The 16,404-nt window shown below is 70.7% G+C and carries 19 protein-coding genes and 1 pseudogene; 10 read left to right on the top strand and 10 right to left on the bottom strand.

Features of this window, described 5'->3' with window-relative positions; translation table 11 throughout:
• Both DJ70_RS11020 and DJ70_RS11015 read right to left on the bottom strand, forming a co-directional pair.
• Nucleotides 1–613, bottom strand: a 613-nt coding sequence (locus tag DJ70_RS11020; RefSeq protein ID WP_143421007.1) for a S1 RNA-binding domain-containing protein, incomplete at its 3' end; no start/stop codon positions are given.
• A gap of 81 nt (nt 614–694) precedes the next feature.
• Nucleotides 695–1,309 carry a YIP1 family protein gene (locus DJ70_RS11015; protein WP_094532958.1) on the bottom strand — a complete coding sequence of 205 codons (615 nt, stop codon included), beginning with the start codon at nt 1,307–1,309 and terminating at the stop codon, nt 695–697.
• A gap of 121 nt (nt 1,310–1,430) precedes the next feature.
• Here DJ70_RS11015 and DJ70_RS11010 point away from each other — a divergent pair, with 121 nt between their 5' ends.
• Nucleotides 1,431–1,895 carry a type IV pilin gene (locus DJ70_RS11010; protein ID WP_094532956.1) on the top strand — a complete coding sequence of 155 codons (465 nt, stop codon included), beginning with the start codon at nt 1,431–1,433 and terminating at the stop codon, nt 1,893–1,895.
• Between the two features lie 25 nt (nt 1,896–1,920).
• Here the strand turns inward: DJ70_RS11010 and DJ70_RS11005 are convergent, their stop codons facing one another.
• Complete coding sequence (locus tag DJ70_RS11005) at nt 1,921–3,054, bottom strand: Gfo/Idh/MocA family protein (RefSeq protein WP_094532960.1); 1,134 nt, start codon at nt 3,052–3,054, stop codon at nt 1,921–1,923.
• A gap of 11 nt (nt 3,055–3,065) precedes the next feature.
• The gene (locus DJ70_RS11000; RefSeq protein ID WP_094532954.1) at nt 3,066–4,037 is read right to left on the bottom strand and encodes a sugar phosphate isomerase/epimerase family protein; all 972 of its coding nucleotides are present in this window, start codon (nt 4,035–4,037) and stop codon (nt 3,066–3,068) included.
• A gap of 115 nt (nt 4,038–4,152) precedes the next feature.
• On the opposite strand from DJ70_RS11000, the gene DJ70_RS10995 reads away from it, so the two are divergent.
• The gene (locus tag DJ70_RS10995) at nt 4,153–5,037 is read left to right on the top strand and encodes a PspA/IM30 family protein (RefSeq protein ID WP_094532952.1); all 885 of its coding nucleotides are present in this window, start codon (nt 4,153–4,155) and stop codon (nt 5,035–5,037) included.
• A 30-nt stretch (nt 5,038–5,067) separates the two neighbouring features.
• Here the strand turns inward: DJ70_RS10995 and thiL are convergent, their stop codons facing one another.
• On the bottom strand, nt 5,068–6,006 hold the full coding sequence (thiL, locus tag DJ70_RS10990) for a thiamine-phosphate kinase (RefSeq protein ID WP_094532950.1): 939 nt from the start codon (nt 6,004–6,006) through the stop codon (nt 5,068–5,070).
• Nucleotides 6,007–6,124: 118 nt separating this feature from the next.
• On the opposite strand from thiL, the gene DJ70_RS10985 reads away from it, so the two are divergent.
• Complete coding sequence (locus DJ70_RS10985; RefSeq protein WP_094532948.1) at nt 6,125–7,399, top strand: DHH family phosphoesterase; 1,275 nt, start codon at nt 6,125–6,127, stop codon at nt 7,397–7,399.
• A 110-nt stretch (nt 7,400–7,509) separates the two neighbouring features.
• Here the strand turns inward: DJ70_RS10985 and DJ70_RS10980 are convergent, their stop codons facing one another.
• The 5 genes from DJ70_RS10980 to msrA all read right to left on the bottom strand — a co-directional run bounded on the left by DJ70_RS10980 (nt 7,510) and on the right by msrA (nt 11,747).
• Nucleotides 7,510–8,421: a DUF106 domain-containing protein gene (locus DJ70_RS10980; protein WP_094532946.1), complete on the bottom strand. Its 912-nt coding sequence runs from the start codon at nt 8,419–8,421 to the stop codon at nt 7,510–7,512.
• A gap of 107 nt (nt 8,422–8,528) precedes the next feature.
• Complete coding sequence (locus DJ70_RS10975) at nt 8,529–9,152, bottom strand: adenylate kinase (protein WP_094532944.1); 624 nt, start codon at nt 9,150–9,152, stop codon at nt 8,529–8,531.
• A 95-nt stretch (nt 9,153–9,247) separates the two neighbouring features.
• Nucleotides 9,248–10,177 (bottom strand): endonuclease V, encoded by a 930-nt coding sequence (locus DJ70_RS10970; protein WP_094532942.1) that lies wholly within the window; start codon nt 10,175–10,177, stop codon nt 9,248–9,250.
• Complete coding sequence (locus DJ70_RS10965; protein ID WP_094532940.1) at nt 10,178–11,134, bottom strand: rhomboid family intramembrane serine protease; 957 nt, start codon at nt 11,132–11,134, stop codon at nt 10,178–10,180.
• Between the two features lie 76 nt (nt 11,135–11,210).
• Nucleotides 11,211–11,747: a peptide-methionine (S)-S-oxide reductase MsrA gene (gene msrA / locus DJ70_RS10960; RefSeq protein ID WP_094532938.1), complete on the bottom strand. Its 537-nt coding sequence runs from the start codon at nt 11,745–11,747 to the stop codon at nt 11,211–11,213.
• A 113-nt stretch (nt 11,748–11,860) separates the two neighbouring features.
• Between msrA and ribH the strand changes: the two genes are divergently transcribed.
• From ribH to DJ70_RS10925, 7 genes and pseudogenes are all read left to right on the top strand, one after another.
• The gene (gene ribH, locus DJ70_RS10955) at nt 11,861–12,265 is read left to right on the top strand and encodes a 6,7-dimethyl-8-ribityllumazine synthase (protein ID WP_094532936.1); all 405 of its coding nucleotides are present in this window, start codon (nt 11,861–11,863) and stop codon (nt 12,263–12,265) included.
• Nucleotides 12,266–12,282: 17 nt separating this feature from the next.
• A complete protein-coding gene (locus DJ70_RS10950) occupies nt 12,283–13,485 on the top strand; it encodes a pyridoxal phosphate-dependent aminotransferase (RefSeq protein WP_094532934.1) in 1,203 nt (400 codons plus the stop codon).
• Between the two features lie 92 nt (nt 13,486–13,577).
• Complete coding sequence (locus DJ70_RS10945) at nt 13,578–14,051, top strand: universal stress protein (RefSeq protein WP_094532932.1); 474 nt, start codon at nt 13,578–13,580, stop codon at nt 14,049–14,051.
• Nucleotides 14,052–14,105: 54 nt separating this feature from the next.
• Nucleotides 14,106–14,414, top strand: a complete 309-nt coding sequence (gatC, locus tag DJ70_RS10940; protein WP_094532930.1) for an Asp-tRNA(Asn)/Glu-tRNA(Gln) amidotransferase subunit GatC — start codon at nt 14,106–14,108, stop codon at nt 14,412–14,414.
• On the top strand, nt 14,414–15,718 hold the full coding sequence (gene gatA, locus DJ70_RS10935) for an Asp-tRNA(Asn)/Glu-tRNA(Gln) amidotransferase subunit GatA (RefSeq protein ID WP_094532928.1): 1,305 nt from the start codon (nt 14,414–14,416) through the stop codon (nt 15,716–15,718). Before gatC ends, gatA begins: the two co-directional genes overlap by 1 nt.
• The gene (locus DJ70_RS10930; RefSeq protein ID WP_094532926.1) at nt 15,715–16,221 is read left to right on the top strand and encodes a DUF5797 family protein; all 507 of its coding nucleotides are present in this window, start codon (nt 15,715–15,717) and stop codon (nt 16,219–16,221) included. Before gatA ends, DJ70_RS10930 begins: the two co-directional genes overlap by 4 nt.
• Before the next feature lie 93 nt (nt 16,222–16,314).
• Nucleotides 16,315–16,404, top strand: a pseudogene (locus DJ70_RS10925) (YhbY family RNA-binding protein); the annotation flags it as partial.

Here is a 16,404-nt window from a genome sequence, read left to right as displayed (position 1 = left end):
CGGTCTGGTCGGCCTCGTCGCTCCCGTCGACGGTCGCTTCGTTCGCGTCCGCCTCCTCGGCGTCCGTTTCGTCCGCGGCGGTCTCGTCCGCCTCCACGTCGTCCGCGTCGCCCGAGGAGTCCGACGCCGCGGTCGCGTCGGTCCCCTCGGCGCGCTCATTTCCCGCGGCGTCGGGGGCCGCGTCGGGCTCGTCGGCGTCGTCCGCGGTCTCCTCCTCGTCGGCGTCCTCGTCGGGGAGGTACTCGGTCTCGCCGTCCTGGACGAGCGCTCCGCGGAACTCGCGGTCGGCCTGCCGGATCGACCACGAGAGGTCGATGTTCCCGTTGTCACGGACGCCCTTGACCTGGACGAACACGTCGTCGCCCGGCTCCCACTCGAGGCTGTCGAGCCGCCTGTCCAGCTCCGAGCGGTGGAGCAGACCCGTGATGCCGGGCGCGAGGTCGATGAACACGCCGAACTCGGCGTAGCCGTCGACGACGCCGCGGTAGAAGCGGTTCGCGACGAGCTGATCCGGGCTGTCGCCGCGGAAGTCGAAGACCACGTCCTCCTGGTGTGAGCGGCAGATACGACCGCCGCCGTCGACGTCGACGCCACAGATGATACAGGATCCCATTTGCATGTCTCGAGTGCCTCACGCCTAAAACGGTTGTCGAAAGGCGTTCGGACGGGAGCCGTCGGCACGCCACGACGCGGATCAGCCGAGGAGGGCCCGCCCCGCGGCCACGACCCGGTAGCCGATCCCGTAGCCGAACGTCGCCGCCGGCAGCCCCGCGAGCAGCGTCCGGAGCGGGGAGGTCCCGTGGACCGTGTGGACGCCCACCAGCAGCAACAGCGTCGCGTATCCGCCGCAGACGATCCGGAGGGCCGGGATCGGCGGGCCGGCGATCGCCATCGGCGCGCTGGCGTACGCGACCACCTGTACCGTCTCGCTCACGCCGCCGCGCTCGCGGAACCCGATCCCGCCGTCGAACTCCAGGCTGGCGATCACGAGCGACACCGTCGCGACCGCGGCGGTCAGGTGGAGACCGACGGGGGCCGCGAGCGCCGTGACGACCAGCACCACGACGGCGGCCGAGAGCGTGGCGTTCTCGGCGATGCCCGGAACCGCGGCCGGCTCGGTCGCGACCCACCCGGTGACGAAGACGGCCGCGACGGCCGCGGCGAACGTCAGGCCCGGAGCCTGGTCGCCGGGGGCGACCCCGTTCGCGAAGAAGCGTCGCGGCCGGATCATCGCCTCGATCCACGCGCGTCCAAGCGCCCGGAGGCCGCGGTCCCGTCCGCCCTCCGGCGTCTCGATCCACGAGTTCACGCGACCGGGTACGGCGTCCTCGAATAACGGGGTTCCGGTTCGGTCCCTCGCGTCCCCGCCGTTATCCCGACTGATAGTCGGCGGGCAAACCCTTATACCGGCCACGGCGGAGGGAGGGACGATGAGCGGCTACCGTGACGACGAACGGGGGTTCGCGCCGATGGCGGGGACCGGGATCCTCGTCGGCGTGGTGGTGCTGGTGCTCGCGGTCGTCGGCGCGGCGGTGTTCGGGATCATCGACGGGGTCGCCCCGCCCGACGCGGAGTTCGAGGTCGAACGCGAGAACGAGAGCCTCGTCGTCACCGCCGTCGGCCCCGAGCCGGTTCCGGCCGAGGAGCTGTACGTCCGCGGGGAGGATCCCGACGGGTCGGTGACCTTCGGCGGCTGGCCCGGCGAGGGCGTCGTCCGGCCGAGCGACAGCGTGAGGGTGCCGAACGCCACCGGCGACGAGACCGTGGAGGTCGTCTGGGAGCCGGTCGCGTTCGACCGCAGCGAGACGCTCGGGAGCTACGAGCCCGAGACGGACTCCGATATCGACGAGTGGGCGGCGGAGAACGGGCCGTCGGCCGCGCCGGTCGCGGCGTAGGGACCTCCGCGACGAGGCGGGCCGACTACGCCACCGACACCCACTCGCCGCGCTCGTCGGAGCGCTCGATCGCGTCGAGGGTCCGCTGGACCCGGTATCCCTCCTCGAACGACGGCGAGAACTCGCGGCCCTCGGCGACCGCCGAGAGGAACTCGTAGTTCTCGTGGACGAACGTGTGCTCCCAGCCGAGGACGTGGCCCGGCGGCCACCAGCGGTCGACGTACGGGTCCGACTCGTCGGTGACGAGCACCGTCTCGTAGCCGCGGTCGCCCTCGCGGAGCACCTCGAGCTCGTTCAGCTGCTCAAGCGAGAACCGCAGGCTGCCCGCCGACCCGTGGACCTCGATCGTGTGGTCGTTCTTGTGTCCAGTGGCGAACCGCGACGCCTCGAAGGTGCCCATCGCGCCGGACTCGTAGGCGACCTGCGCGGAGAACGCGTCGTCGACGGTCACGTCGCGGTACTCCTCGACGGCCCCGTCCTCGTCGAGGACGGGGCGCTCCTCGACGAACGTCTCGAGGTGACCGGAGACGCGGTCGATCCCGCCGACCGCGTCGCCGACGAGAAAGCCCGCGAGGTCGATCGAGTGTGCGCCGAGGTCGCCGAGCGCGCCCGACCCGGCCAGGTCGGCGTCCATCCGCCACGCCCAGGGCGCGTCGGGGTCGACGAGCCAGTCCTGGAGGTATCGCCCGCGGACGTGGCGTACCTCGCCGATCGCGCCGTCGGCGATCAGGTTCCGCGCGTGCCGGATCGCCGGGACGAACCGGTAGTTGAACGCGCAGCCGGCCGGCACGTCGGCGTTCGCGGCCGCCTCGCGCATCCGTTCGGCCCCCTCGAGGGTGGGCGCGAGCGGCTTCTCACAGAGGACGGGGACCCCCGCCTCGAGCGCGGCGACCGAGGGCTCGACGTGGACGTGGTTCGGCCCGAGGTTGTAGAAGACGTCGACGGCCTCGATGGCGTCGGCCCAGTCGGTCTCGGTGTGGGCGAACCCGAACCGGTCGGCCGCCGCCGCGAGCGCCTCCTCGTCGCGCCCGACGAGCGTGTGTCGTTCGACGGCGGGCGCGTCGGGGAAGAACATCGGGAGCCGCGCCATCGCGTTCGCGTGCGCCTTGCCCATGAATCGATACCCCAGAACGCCGATCGCCAGTGGTTCGTCGGTCATCGTTCGGGTTCTCACTCCGCCCAGTAGGCGTCGCCCGGCTGCGTCTCGAAGACGGCCCGCGAGAGCACGTCGACGGCCTTCTCCAGCCCCTCGTTCGGGGAGGTGAGCGAGTCCTCGTGTTCGATCGAGAGCGCGCCCTCGTAGCCGACCATCCGGAGCGTCGAGACCACGTCCTTCCAGTGGCCCTCCCCGTGGCCGTAGCCGATCGATCGGAACAGCCACGAGCGGTCCGGGTCCTCGGTGTAGTCGGCCGTGTCGAGGACGCCCTTGATCCGGGCGTTCGACTCGTAGACCTTCGTGTCCTTCGCGTGAACGTGGTGGATCGCGTCCCGCTCGCCGAGGAAGCGGATCGCCTCCGTCACGTCGATCCCCTGCCAGTAGAGGTGTGAGGGGTCGAAGTTCGCCCCCACGCGCTCGTTGGTGGCCTCCCGGAGCGCGAGCATGCCGGTCGGCTCGTACACCAGCATGTTCGGGTGCATCTCGATGGCGACGTCGACGCCGTGGCGGTCGGCGTGTTCGGCGAGGTCGCGCCAGTACGGGATCGCGACCTCCTCCCACTGGTACTCGTGGGCCTCCGCGTGCTCGGTCGGCCACGGGGCGGTGATCCAGTTGGGCGTCGAGTCGCCGGGCGCGCCGGCCGGAAGGCCCGAAAAGCAGGTGACGGTGTCGACGCCGAGCAGGTCGGCCAGCTCGATCGCCTCGCGCAGTTCCCGGTCCGCCTCCGCGGCGCGGTCGTCGTCGGGGTGGAGCGGGTTGTTGTGGGTCGCCAGCGCGGAGACGCGCAGGTCGTACTCGTCGAGCAGGTCGGCGAGCGCCGCCCGCTTCGACTCGTCGGCGAGGTGTGCCTCGCGGTCGACGTGGTCCTCGCCGGGGAAGCCGCCGACGCCGAGCTCGACCGCGCCGACGCCGAGTCCCGAGAGGTACGCGAACGCGTCCTCGATCGATTCCTCTCCGAGCGGAACGGTCAGTACGCCGATGTCCATGCGTTCGAGTCTAACTACGTCCCGAATAAACCTTTAGGATACGGGCAGCGTGGCGACGGCGGCGCTCCGGGGCGAACCACATGAGGTTTTAACGCGTGGAGCGTGTATGACGCCCATGGGAATCCTCTCGCGCGCCTCCTACGTCATCCGCTCCAAGGTGAACGCCCTCCTCAACCGGGCCGAGGACCCGACCGAGTCGCTCGACTACTCCTACGAGCAGATGCGCGACGAGCTCCAGGACGTCAAACAGGGGATCGCGGACCTCACGACCCAGAAGAAGCGGCTGGAGATCCAGAAACGCAAGCTCGAGGAGAACGTCGAGAAACACAACCGGCAGGCCCGCGAGGCGGTCCAGCAGGACCGCGACGACCTCGCGCGGAAGGCCCTCGAGAAGAAGAAGTCGAAGATGACCCAGATCGAGGAGCTGGAGGGGCAGATCGCGAAGCTGAACGACACCCAGGACCAGCTCGTCGAGAAGAAGAACACGCTCCAGAACCGCATCGAGGAGTTCCGGACGAAGAAGGAGACGATGAAGGCCCGCTACGAGGCGGCGGAGGCCTCCTCGCGCGTCTCGGAGGCGATGACGGGCGTCGGCGACGAGATGGAGGACGTGAGCCGGTCGATCGAGCGCGCAGAGGAGCGCACCGAGGAGATGGAGGCGCGCGCGGAGGCGATGGACGAGCTCGAGGAGACCGGCGCGTTCGAGGACGCGCTCTCGGACAAGGACAACATCGACCGGGAGCTGGAGGAGCTCTCCACGGACAGCGAGGTCGACGCCGAACTGGAGACGCTCAAGGGCGAGCTCGGCAAGGCCGACGCCTCGACGGCGGGCGGCGACGGCGCGACGGAGCGCACCGAGGAGGACGTCGACGCCGAGCTCGACGACATCCAAGCCGAAGTCGACGCCGCGGACCTCGAGGAAGACCTCTCCGACGACGCCGAGATCGACCTCGAGGAGCTCGAGGAGTCCGAGACGAGCGCCGACGAACCGCGGAACTGAAACCGCCTTTTCGATCGCTCCCGACGCGTCTCAGCCGTGGGTGTACCCGCGGTCCGGCAGCGGCTCGCCGTCCGCGGTCACTCCGTGGTCCGCCTCGCGGACCGTTCCGACCCTGACGAGCCCGGCGGGGCACGCCCGGCGAACGCGGTCGAGCTCGGACTCCGGCACCGTACACACCAGCTCGAAGTCCTCGCCGAAGTGTGCGGCGAGCTCGAACCGCTCGTCGCCCCCCGCGGAACCCGCGTCGGTCCCGCCGACCACGTCGTCGACGGCGGGGTGGACGGGGACCGCGTCGCGGTCGAGCGCGAACCCGACCCCGCTCGCCTCCGCGAGCTGGTGGAGCGACCGGGCGAGCCCGTCAGAGGAGTCCATCATGGCCGTGGCGGCTCCCGCGAGCACGCGGCCGTCCGCGACCCGTGGCGTGAACCGGAAGAGGTCGTTCGCCCGCTCGACGGCGGCGTTGGTCCCGCGATCGAAGAGCCGGAGCGCCGCCGCCGACCGGCCCCACTCGCCCGTGACACAGAGCGCCTCGCCGGGGGACGCGCCGGAGCGTGTCACGGCACGGGTGCCGGTATCGGCGTCGGCGTCAGCGCCGGGCACGTCCCCGATCGCGGTCGTCGCGGTCGTGAACTCCGCGTGCGTGTCGAGGTCGCCGCCGACGTACTCGGCGTCGACCGCCTCACAGACGTCGACCGCGCCGGCGACGAACTCCGCGAGGGCGTCGGGGTCGAACTCGTCGTCCGCGTAGACCGCGACGGCGGCGGTCGCCTCGGCACCCATCGCCGCGACGTCCGACAGGGACGCGCCGACCGCACGCCAGCCGGCCGCGTATCGGGTCGTCCCCGGCGGGAAGTCGGTCCGCTCGTGGAGCATGTCGGTGGTGATGACGGTGCCGTCCACGACGGCCGCGTCGTCGCCGGCGCGGGGCAGGTCGGCCGCGAGTCGTCGGAGGGCGTCGCGCTCGTTCACGCTCCCCGAACGGGTCGGCGGCGGGTTAGCTGGTTCGGTCGACGGTCGGCCGCCCGGCCCTCGGACGCCCACCGACGCGGAGCGGCGGAGTTTTCCCGCTGCCGCCCGGCCTGCGGGTATGGACGAGGACCTCATCGACCAGACCGGGACCCCGCTGTCTCGGTACACCAAGCTCCCCGGCACGGGATTCTTCTATCCGGACTCGCTCGACGACGAACGCGCGGAGCGGCGCGCCAGCGAGACGATCGAGGGCAGCGAGGCGGTCGTCGTCGCCGACGGCGACGCGGACGGCCTGGCCTGTGCGGCGATGATCCGCGAGGCGTACGACGCCGCCCTCGACGTCTCGGACTTCGAGGCCGCCATCGCGGAGCGAACCGCCGAGGACGGGAACGAGGCGGACGACGGCGAGGACCGGGGGGTCGGCGTCGTCGACGGCGACGACGCTGACGGCGAGTCCGACGACCCCACGGCGGACGCCCACACCCAGTCGCCGGTGGGGCTGATCTCGGCCGGGCCGTACTCGCTCGACACCGCCCTCGAGCGCGTCGTCGCGTACGCGGACGACGGGATCGATCTCTACGTCTGTGACCTCTGTCCCGACGAGTTCGAGCCGATCGAGGAGGCGCTGGACGCGCTCTCGACGTCGTGTGCGTCGATCCGATGGTTCGACCACCACCAGTGGGACGACGCGGTCGCGGCGGCGGTCCGCGAGCGCGACGTCGACCTCGTCGTCGGCGAGTCCGACGAGGAGTGTACCGCCGACGTGACCCTCCGGTCGCTGGATCACGCCTTCGACGAGCGCTGGACCGAACTCGCCGCCGTGACCCGCGACCACGACCTCTGGATCAAGGAGGACCCGCGGTCGGACGACCTGGCCGACTACTCCTACTGGTCCGGAGGCGAGGAGTACGCGACGGTGGTCGGCGCGTACGGCGCGGACCTTCCGGAGGTCGTCCGCGAGTACGTCGAGACGCGCCGGGTCGAGAAGGCCGCGCGGATCGACGCCGCGGTCAAGCGCGCCGTCACCCACGAGGTCGGCGACTGGCGCGTCGCGGTGACGTACGGCCGGTGTTCACAGAACGAGGTGGCCGAGACGCTCCGCGAGCGCGGCGCCGACGCCGCCGTGATCGTCAAGCCGGCGGGGTCGGCGTCGATCCGCGGCTCCGATGGATTCGAACACGCACACGAGGTCGCCGGGAAGGTCAACGGCGGCGGCCATCCGCAGGCGGCGGGGTGTAAACCCGACGTCTACGACGACATGCTGGATTACGCCCACCACTGGACGACGGAGGGACGGGCGTGTAAACGCGTGATCCTCGCGGCCTTCGAGGCCGTCGCGGAGGAGGTCGCGGAGGGGGCCGACGAGGCCGACGAAGCCGACGACGACCAGTAGACGAGGGAGAAGACGACGTCCGCGAGGGATCGCTCCGCGGACGACTCACGCCCCGAGGCGTCCACGCCGCGGACGGTCACACCGTGGACGGGCGGACCTCGACGCGCCGTCTACGACGAGGACGGCGACATCGAGATGTTGAGACTCTTCTGGACCAGCTGGGTGAACGCCATCGAGCAGAGGAAGTACCAGACGATCCACATCTGGATCGGACCGACGAGGCCGGCGTCCCAGGTGACCGTGCCGGCGAGCGGGACGACGAGCTCCTGGGCGGCGATCGCGGGGTACGCCGGGTCGGAGCCGCGGTAGCCGATGACCCAGAACATCCAGAGGAACGCGGGGATGGTGAGGAACATGATCCACACCATCGGACGGAACTGCTCTTTGAACATCCCGAGCTGGTCGCCCATCGCGTCCATCTGCTCCTGTTGGATCGCGTCGAGCGCCTCCTGGTCGTCGCGCTCCTTGGCCTCCTTGCGCCGCTCCTGGATGTCCTTCATGCGGTCCTGGTACTGGCTCATCTTCTCCATGTCCATCAGTCCCGCGCGCAGCAGGGTGGAGTAGAGCCCGGTCCCCAACGCGATCAGCATGATGATGACGTAGAAGGGGACGAGTTCGACGAGCGGTCCCAACACCAGATCGATCCCGCCGGCGATGACGTTCCGGACCGGACCGACCGCGTAGCCGACGAACGCGCCGACCGTCGCCAGCCCCGCCAGCTTGTCCCACTTCGTCCACGAGGTGGTCTCGGGAGTGTCGACGTCGCCGCCGCCGCCGCCGCCGTCGTCGTCGGTCAGCCCCGCCTCGACGCCGTCGCGGTCGGCGATCGCGAACCCGCGCTCGCCGTCGACGAGGATCTCCTTCTCGATGAGCCGTCCCCACTGCCCGCTCGTGATCTCGTCGCGGACGTCGACCCACTGGACCTCGCCGTCGGTTGCGCTGTCGAGGACCGTTTCGAGCGCGTCCCGCATCTCGCCGTCCTCGGCGACGAGCGAGCGGACCCGCCGTTCGACCTTACTCATTATCGGGCGATTGGCGGTCGACGGTTAAGAACCTTGTAGGATCGTCGTCGCGGCCGGCTCGGGACCGTCGAGCGAACGCCCCGGCCGCTCCGGGACGCCTCGCCCGGTCACGCCTCGACGACGTCGCGGATCCGGTCGAAGACCTCGTCGGGCGTCGCCTCGCCGTCGACCTCGACGAGGACGTCCTCCTCGCGGAAGTGTTCGATCACGGGCTCGGTGTTCTCCGCGAACACCTCGAGGCGCTCGCGCGCGGTCTCCTCCGTGTCGTCGTCGCGCTGGATCAGCTCGGCGCCGCACTCGTCGCAGACGCCCGGCTCCTCGGGAGGCTGGAAGTCGACGTGGTAGTTCGCGCCGCACTCCTCACAGACCCGGCGGCCGGTGAGCCGGTCGACGAGCACCTCGTCGTCGACGTCGAGGAGGATCACGGCGTCGAGGTCGGTGATCCCGGAGAGATACTCGGCCTGCTCGAGGTTCCGCGGGTAGCCGTCGAGCACGAAGCCGTCGGCGTTCTCCAGGGCCGTCTTCACGATCTCGTTGACGACCGGGTCGGGGACGAGCTCGCCCGCCTCCATGAACGAGCGGGGCGTCCCGTACTCCGTCTCCATGTCCTTGTTCGCCCGGAGCGCGTCGCCGGTGGTGACGTGGTCGACCCCGTACTCCTCGGCGAGTTTCGCGCTCTGTGTCCCCTTGCCGGCGCCCGGCGCGCCCAGAAGCAGGATCCGGTGGCTCATATCGTGGCGGTCACTCCCCGCGCTTAAAGCCTTGAAGATCCGCGCCGATCGCGCCTCTCGTGGACCCGTACCGACGGCCGCCCCGACCCCGCCGATCACTCCTCGGCGTCGAGCCGACGCTTGACCCGATCCGCGTGCGCGTCGGCGAGCCGGGTCGGCTCCGGTAGCTTGTAGCCGGCACACAGCGCCGCGACGAGATCGACGGCCGTCCCCGCGGACACGCGGTGACCGGGGCTCACGTACAGGGGGTTCACCCGCCGGCTGTTCGGGTACTGCCGCGACTGGTACGCGTGCCCGATGACGGGCGAGTCGGCATCGGGATCGGCGTTCGGCGGCTCTCCCCCGCCGACCCGCTCGACCGAGTCGTCGGCGCGGATCGGGGTCGACCACCCCTCGGGGCGCTCCCCGACCGGCTCGTCGGGCTCGCCACAGAGGAGGCTCTTCGCGACGCCGACGCTCGGCAGGTCGCGGATCACGCCGACGTGGGTCGCGATCCCGGCCTGCCGGAAGTGGATCCGGCCGGAGCCGTCACAGACGAGGAGGTCGGGCGTGACGGAGAGGTCCTCGAGCACGGCGAGGACCGGTTCGCCCTCCCGGAACGCCAACAGTCCAGGAATATACGGGATCGAGAGCGGCGTGACCGCCTCCGCGTACTCGACCACGCGTCCGCCGCGGATCGCGACCGCGGCCGATATCGCCTCGTCGCGTTCGGGACGGAACGCCTGGTCGATCCCGACGACGACGGGGGCGTCGGAGTCGGCGTCCCCGTCAGGAGTTTCGATGTCCCCGAGCGGTTCGGGCCTCGCGGGCGGCAGCCCAGTCGAGAGGTCCGCGGGCTCGTCGATCGCGACGGCGCCGGGGTCGAACCCGAGATCGTCCGCGAACGTCGCCGCCGCCGCCAGCTCGCGCTGGAGCGACTCCATCTCCCCGCGGGAGCGGTCCGGGTCGGGGAGGAACGCCGGGCGTGCGAGGGCGTCGGTGTCGACCGACGGCGTCCGCGAGGGCGGCCCCTCCGGCGGCGACATTCAGAACCGCCCGCCGGGACCGCCCGGACCGCCGGGACCGCCCGGTCCCCGAACCCGACCGCCGCCCATCGAGACTCCACCGGGACCGCCCGCGCGGCTCGCGAGGTCCTCGTTGCGCGTGCCGAACGCCAGGCCGATCGCGAACCCGATCAGGTGGGCGACGTGGGCGATCCCGCCGACGCCGCCCGCGCCCGTCGAGATCACGAGGACCGCGGAGATCAGCGCCACCCCCCACGTGAGGTACTTGAGCTTCATCGGGATCACGAAGAACAACAGGATCTCGAGGTTCGGCCGCCACACCGTCAGGACGCCGAGGATCGCGAACGTCGCCCCGCTGGCCCCGAGCACGCCGACGAGCCCGCCGGTCGCGAGCACGAACAGCACGTGGCCGAGCCCGGCGAGGATCCCCGAGAGGAGGAAGAAGCCGAGGAACTTCCGCGATCCGACCGCACGCTCGACGAGCGGGCCGAAGAAGAACAGCACGATGCTGTTGCCGAGGATGTGGAACAGCCCGGCCCGCGAGTGTGAGAAGACGGACGTGACCCACGTCCAGACGTTGCCGATCGCGTCCGACCGCAGCACGAAGATCTGGCTGTGTGCCGCCTCGCCGAGCGTGAGCGTCACCGCCCACTGCGCGACGAAGGTGAGCCACATCAGCGCGAGCAACACGTACGTCGCGTTCCCGCGGAAGTACCCGAGCAGGCCGCCGGTCCCCGTCTCGCGCTCGATCCGCCGTTTCACCCGACTCGCGACGCCGTCGTCGGCGTCGGCGCGGTCGCCGCCCTCGACGCCGTCGTCGAAGCCGCTGTCGAAGACGCCGCCGGGGTCGTTCCACTCCGCGAGCCCCGGACAGTCGTGGTTCTCCGGCAGGCGGTGGTCCGCACAGAACGTCCGCCCACACCGTCGACACTGGTACGGGAGGTTCTCGTACTCCCCGCACTCCTCGCACGTCGCCATTACCACCCCTTACGGGGGCGCTCCTAAAGCGGTTTGGCTCTCCGTCGCCGCCGGCGCGCCGTCGTGATGACTACGGCTACTTCGCGAGCTTCGCCTCGAACGTCTCGCGCACCTTCTCGACCTTCGGCTGCGCGTGGAAGGTACAGTAGGCGTCGTCGGGGTTCTTCGCGAAGTAGTCCTGGTGCTTCTCCTCGGCGCGGTGGAACGTCTCCAGCGGCTCGAGTTCGGTCACGACCTCGTCCTCGTACTCCTCGTCGAGCGCCTCGATGTACGCCGCGGCCCGCTCGCGCTGGTCCTCGTCGTGCGTTAAGACGATCGACCGGTACTGGCTCCCCACGTCGGGGCCCTGCCGGTTGAGCTGCGTCGGGTCGTGGATCGTGAAGAAGACCTCCAGCAGGTCGTCGTAGGCGATCACGTCGGGGTCGTACTCCACCTGGACGACCTCCGCGTGGCCCGTCTCGCCGGTACAGACCTCCCGATACGTCGGGTCCGCCGTGTGGCCCCCGGCGTAGCCGGAGGTCACCGACTCGACGCCCGAGAGCTCCTCGAGCGCGGCCTCGATACACCAGAAGCAGCCGCCGCCGAACGTCGCCGTTTCGCGGTGGTCCGTCATGCCCTCCGGTACGGGCGCGAACCTCTTAAACACCCTCCGAGCGACCCCGACCGAGCGCGCCGGGCGTCGGCGGCGAACGGTAGACCTTTGCCGCCCCCCCTCCGAGCCGTGGTATGGTCTCGCTGGGACTGGTGGTGGCGCGGTTCAACGACGCCGTCACGGAGCCGATGGCCGAGGCCGCCAGGGAGGCGGCCGCCGAGCGCGACGCGGTCGTCGTCGACGAAGTGAGCGTGCCGGGCGCGTACGACAGCCCGCTCGCCGCCGACCGCCTGGCGCGGCGCGAGGACGTCGACGCGGTCGCCGTCGTCGGCGCCATCGTCACCGGCGACACCGACCACGACCGCGTCATCGCGACCGCGACGGCGGAGAAGCTCACCGACGTGAGCCTCGACCGCGACACCCCCGTCACCTTCGGCGTGAGCGGGCCGGGGATGTCGGGCGCGGAGGCGCGCGAGCGGATCGACAAGGGCGCGGAGGCCGCGAACGCCGCCGTCGACCTCGCGGAGGAACTCGACTGACCGACCAACGGAACACAATGACCGACGCACACGACTACGACTACTCCGACCGGATCGGACGCGTAGAGCCCAGCGCGACGCTGGCGATATCGAACCTGGCCGCGGAGAAGGAGGCCGAGGGAGCGGACGTCGTCGACCTCTCGGTCGGCGAGCCCGACTTCGACACGCCCGCGAACGTCGTCGAGGCGGGGAAGGACGCCCTCGACGCCGGCCACACCGGCTACACCTCCTCGAACGGGATCCCGCCGCTCCGGGAGGCGATCGCCGCCAAGCTCCGCGAGGACGGGATCGACGCGAGCGCCGACGAGGTGATCGTCACCCCCGGCGGCAAGCAGGCGCTGTACGAGACGTTCCAGACGCTGATCGACGACGGGGACGAGGTGGTGCTTTTGGATCCCGCCTGGGTCTCCTACGAGGCGATGGTGAAGCTCGCCGGCGGCGACCTCACCCGCGTCGACCTCGCCCCGCACGGCTTCCAGCTCGAACCCGCCCTCGACGACCTCGCCGAGGCAGTCTCGGACGACACCGAACTGCTCGTCGTCAACTCGCCGTCGAACCCGACGGGCGCGGTGTTCTCGGAGGCGGCGCTCTCGGGCGTTCGCGACCTCGCGGTCGAGCACGACCTGGCCGTCATCTCGGACGAGATCTACGAGCGGATCGTCTACGACGCCGACCACGTCTCGCTCGCGAGCCTCGAGGGCATGGCCGACCGCACGGTCACGATCAACGGCTTCTCGAAGGCGTACTCGATGACCGGCTGGCGGCTGGGCTACCTCCACGCGAAGGACGACTTCGTCGGGGAGGCTGGCAAGCTCCACTCGCACTCGGTCTCGTGTGCGACCAACTTCGTCCAGCGCGCGGGGGTCGAGGCGCTCGAGAACGCCGACGCGTCCGTCGAGGAGATGCGCGAGGCGTTCGCCGACCGCCGCGACCTGCTCGTCGACCTCTTCGACGAGCACGGCGTCGACGTCGACGTCGGCGACGGGGCGTTCTACATGATGATCCCGGTGGGCGAGCCGCGGAGCGGCTCGAGTGGGAGCGGCGACGAGCCGCGAGCCGACGACGCGGCCTGGTGTGAGCGCGCGATCGAGGAGGCGTCCGTGGCGTGTGTCCCTGGAAGCGCGTTCAACGCGCCCGGATTCGCCCGGATCTCCTACGCCGCCAGCGAGGAGCGGCTCCGCGAGGCGGTCGACCGGCTGGTCGCGAACGACCTGCTCTGAACGGCCGGATCCGCGCGGTCGAGCGCGGTTTCGTCCCGGTTTCGTCGGTGGGATTTTTATACGCCTATGCGGATCGTTGCCTTGGTGACGACATGTACAAGCACATACTGTACCCCACGGACGGGAGTGCCGGATCCGAGGCGGCGATAGCGCACGTACGGGAGATTGCCGAGGCGTTCGACGCGACGGTTCACGTGTTACACGTCGTCGACACGCGCCAGTTCACGCTCGGGATGAGCGGCAACTACATCTCGGGGCCGAAGAGCTACTCGAGCGACCGACCCTCGGAAGAGGAGCGGAAGCGCGAGCTCGAGGAACGCGCCACCCCGTTCGTCGAGGAGCTCGCGGACGACTTCGAGGGGATCGAGACGGTTCCCGTCGTCCGGGGCGGAAACCCCCACGAGGCCATCCTCGAGTACATCGACGAGAACGACATCGACATGGTCGTGATGGGCACCGAGGGCCGGTCCGGCGTCAGGCGCTACCTGCTCGGGAGCGTCTCCGAGAAGGTCGTCCGGCTGGCCGATCCGCCGGTGGTGACGGTCCGCGCCGACGGCGAGGAGTAGCGGACCGGTCCGCCGTTCCGAAACCCTTACTCCGGGTCCGTCGTACCTCCCGGTATGACAGAGACGTCGGATTCGGACGGCTCGAACGGGGGCGACCGCGTCGACGCCGCCGAAGTCGAACACGTCGCGGAGCTGGCCCGCGTCCGCCTCGAGGAGGGAGAGACGGAGGCGTTCGCCGACCAGTTCGCGGAGATCCTCGAGTACTTCGAGGCGCTCGACGAGGTCCCCGACCTCGAGCGCGAGGAGGACCTCGTCAACGTGATGCGTGCCGACGAGATCGAGAGCGGCCTCACGCAGGCGGAGGCGCTCTCGAACGCCGCAGAGACGGAGGACGGCTTCTTCAAAGGACCGAAGGTGTCGTGATGTCCGACGAGTACGACGCGTTCATCACCGAGGAGACGATCGAGGGCGACGACGAGGGGCCGCTGTCGGGGACGACCGTCGCGGTCAAGGACAACATCTCGACCGCGGGCGTCCGGACAACCTGCGGCTCGGAGATGCTCGCCGACTACGTCCCGCCGTACTCCGCGACCGCGGTCGAGCGGCTGACCGACGCGGGCGCGACGGTCGTCGGCAAGACGAACATGGACGAGTTCGGCATGGGTACCACCACGGAGACCTCCGCGTTCGGCCCGACGCGGAACCCGGCCGACCCCGAGCGCGTCCCCGGCGGCTCCTCCGGCGGCTCCGCCGCCGCGGTCGCCGCGGGCGAGGCCGACGTGGCGCTGGGCTCCGACACGGGCGGGTCGGTGCGCTGTCCCGCCGCCTTCTGTGGCGTCGTCGGGATCAAGCCGACCTACGGGCTCGTCTCGCGGTACGGGCTCGTCGCGTACGCGAACTCGCTCGAGCAGATCGGGCCGATCGCGGGGACCGTCGAGGAGGCCGCCGAGGCGCTCGACGTGATCGCCGGCCCGGACCCGAACGACGGGACGACCCGCGATCCGGCCGAGGCGGTTGGCGCGGACGCGGGCGTCCCCGAGGGCGGCTACGCCGCGGCCGCCGACGGCGACGTGGACGGGCTGACCGTCGGCGTGCCCACGGAGCTGTTCGAGGGAGCGGACGAGCGCGTGGTCGAGACGGTCGAGGCCGCGATCGGCGACCTCGAGGCGCGGGGCGCGGAGACGACGGAGATCTCGCTGCCCTCGGTCGAGCACGCGGTCCAGGCGTACTACGTGATCGCGACGAGCGAGGCCTCCTCGAACCTCGCGCGCTTCGACGGGGTGCGCTACGGCCACCGCGCCGAGGGCGACGGCAACTGGAACGAGTCGTTCGCGGAGACCCGCGAGGCGTTCGGCGCGGAGGTCAAACGCCGGATCCTGCTCGGGACGTACGCGCTCTCGGCGGGCTACCACGACAAGTACTACGCGAAGGCTCAGGACGCCCGCGAGTGGGTGCGTCAGGACTTCGAGGACGCCTTCGCGGACGTGGACGTGATCGCGTCCCCGACGATGCCCGTGCTCCCGTTCGAGCTGGGCGAGAGCCTCGACGACCCGCTGCGGATGTACCTCGCGGACGCGAACACGACGCCCGTCAACCTCGCGAACCTGCCGGCGATATCGGTGCCCGCGGGCGAGGCGGACGGACTTCCGGTGGGGCTCCAGATCGTCGGACCGAAGTTCGACGAGGCGACGGTGATCCGGGCGGCGAGCGCGGTCGAGGACCGATGAGTCTGACCGACGAGGAGCTGGACCGCCTCGCCGACGTGGTGCGTCTCCAGCCGACGAAGAACTCGGAGCTCGAGGACGCCTGGGGGGTCGACGGCGGCAGCGCGGTCCACCGCTACCTCGAGGACCACCTGAAGGAGTACTACTACCGCGACGACGACAGCCTGATCCGGGCGACCGCGGAGGCGAACGACCTCGTCGACGTCGAGCCCGGCGTCGAGGCGGACGCGGTTGCGAAGGGGGCCGCCCCGGACACGATCCGCGTGCCGGAGCTCGAAGCCAGGGTGTTCGCGGTCGTCGCCGGCCCCGACGAGCGCTCGCAGTCGGTCGTGAGCGTCCTCGAGGACCTCCGGGAGGCGTACGGCGTCGACCCGGACGTGGGGGACGTACGTCGCGCGCTCCGGAGCCTGGAGCGGAAGAACGTCGTCGAGGTCGTCTACCGGACGGTGCCGACGTTCCGGCTCGCCGTCGAACGGGACGCCGTCGACGTGGAGATCGCCGAGTAGCGGCCGACGGGTCGCCGCCCGCCCCGGCTGTGGGTCGGGATCGCCCGGAACGCGAACCTCAAGGTTCAATGCGGGCGAGCGAGTGGGACGGGTATGACCGATCAGGAGCTCCGGAAGGAGGCGCACGACCTCGACGTCACCGTCTGGGTCGGGAAGGGGGGGATCGAGGCGGTCGTCGACGAG

The organism is Halorubrum halodurans (assembly GCF_002252985.1).
Lineage (GTDB): Archaea > Halobacteriota > Halobacteria > Halobacteriales > Haloferacaceae > Halorubrum > Halorubrum halodurans.
This window is presented reverse-complemented; position numbering and strand designations above follow the sequence as displayed.

What these genes read in the sequence shown, in the direction of transcription:
- DJ70_RS11010 (WP_094532956.1), top strand. Translation starts at nt 1,431, where the DNA reads ATGAGCGGCTACCGTGACGACGAACGGGGGTTCGCGCCGATGGCGGGG.
- DJ70_RS11005 (WP_094532960.1), bottom strand. Translation starts at nt 3,054, where the DNA reads ATGACCGACGAACCACTGGCGATCGGCGTTCTGGGGTATCGATTCATG.
- DJ70_RS11000 (WP_094532954.1), bottom strand. Translation starts at nt 4,037, where the DNA reads ATGGACATCGGCGTACTGACCGTTCCGCTCGGAGAGGAATCGATCGAG.
- DJ70_RS10995 (WP_094532952.1), top strand. Translation starts at nt 4,153, where the DNA reads ATGGGAATCCTCTCGCGCGCCTCCTACGTCATCCGCTCCAAGGTGAAC.
- DJ70_RS10985 (WP_094532948.1), top strand. Translation starts at nt 6,125, where the DNA reads ATGGACGAGGACCTCATCGACCAGACCGGGACCCCGCTGTCTCGGTAC.
- DJ70_RS10980 (WP_094532946.1), bottom strand. Translation starts at nt 8,421, where the DNA reads ATGAGTAAGGTCGAACGGCGGGTCCGCTCGCTCGTCGCCGAGGACGGC.
- DJ70_RS10975 (WP_094532944.1), bottom strand. Translation starts at nt 9,152, where the DNA reads ATGAGCCACCGGATCCTGCTTCTGGGCGCGCCGGGCGCCGGCAAGGGG.
- DJ70_RS10970 (WP_094532942.1), bottom strand. Translation starts at nt 10,177, where the DNA reads ATGTCGCCGCCGGAGGGGCCGCCCTCGCGGACGCCGTCGGTCGACACC.
- DJ70_RS10965 (WP_094532940.1), bottom strand. Translation starts at nt 11,134, where the DNA reads ATGGCGACGTGCGAGGAGTGCGGGGAGTACGAGAACCTCCCGTACCAG.
- msrA (WP_094532938.1), bottom strand. Translation starts at nt 11,747, where the DNA reads ATGACGGACCACCGCGAAACGGCGACGTTCGGCGGCGGCTGCTTCTGG.
- ribH (WP_094532936.1), top strand. Translation starts at nt 11,861, where the DNA reads ATGGTCTCGCTGGGACTGGTGGTGGCGCGGTTCAACGACGCCGTCACG.
- DJ70_RS10950 (WP_094532934.1), top strand. Translation starts at nt 12,283, where the DNA reads ATGACCGACGCACACGACTACGACTACTCCGACCGGATCGGACGCGTA.
- DJ70_RS10945 (WP_094532932.1), top strand. Translation starts at nt 13,578, where the DNA reads ATGTACAAGCACATACTGTACCCCACGGACGGGAGTGCCGGATCCGAG.
- gatC (WP_094532930.1), top strand. Translation starts at nt 14,106, where the DNA reads ATGACAGAGACGTCGGATTCGGACGGCTCGAACGGGGGCGACCGCGTC.
- gatA (WP_094532928.1), top strand. Translation starts at nt 14,414, where the DNA reads ATGTCCGACGAGTACGACGCGTTCATCACCGAGGAGACGATCGAGGGC.
- DJ70_RS10930 (WP_094532926.1), top strand. Translation starts at nt 15,715, where the DNA reads ATGAGTCTGACCGACGAGGAGCTGGACCGCCTCGCCGACGTGGTGCGT.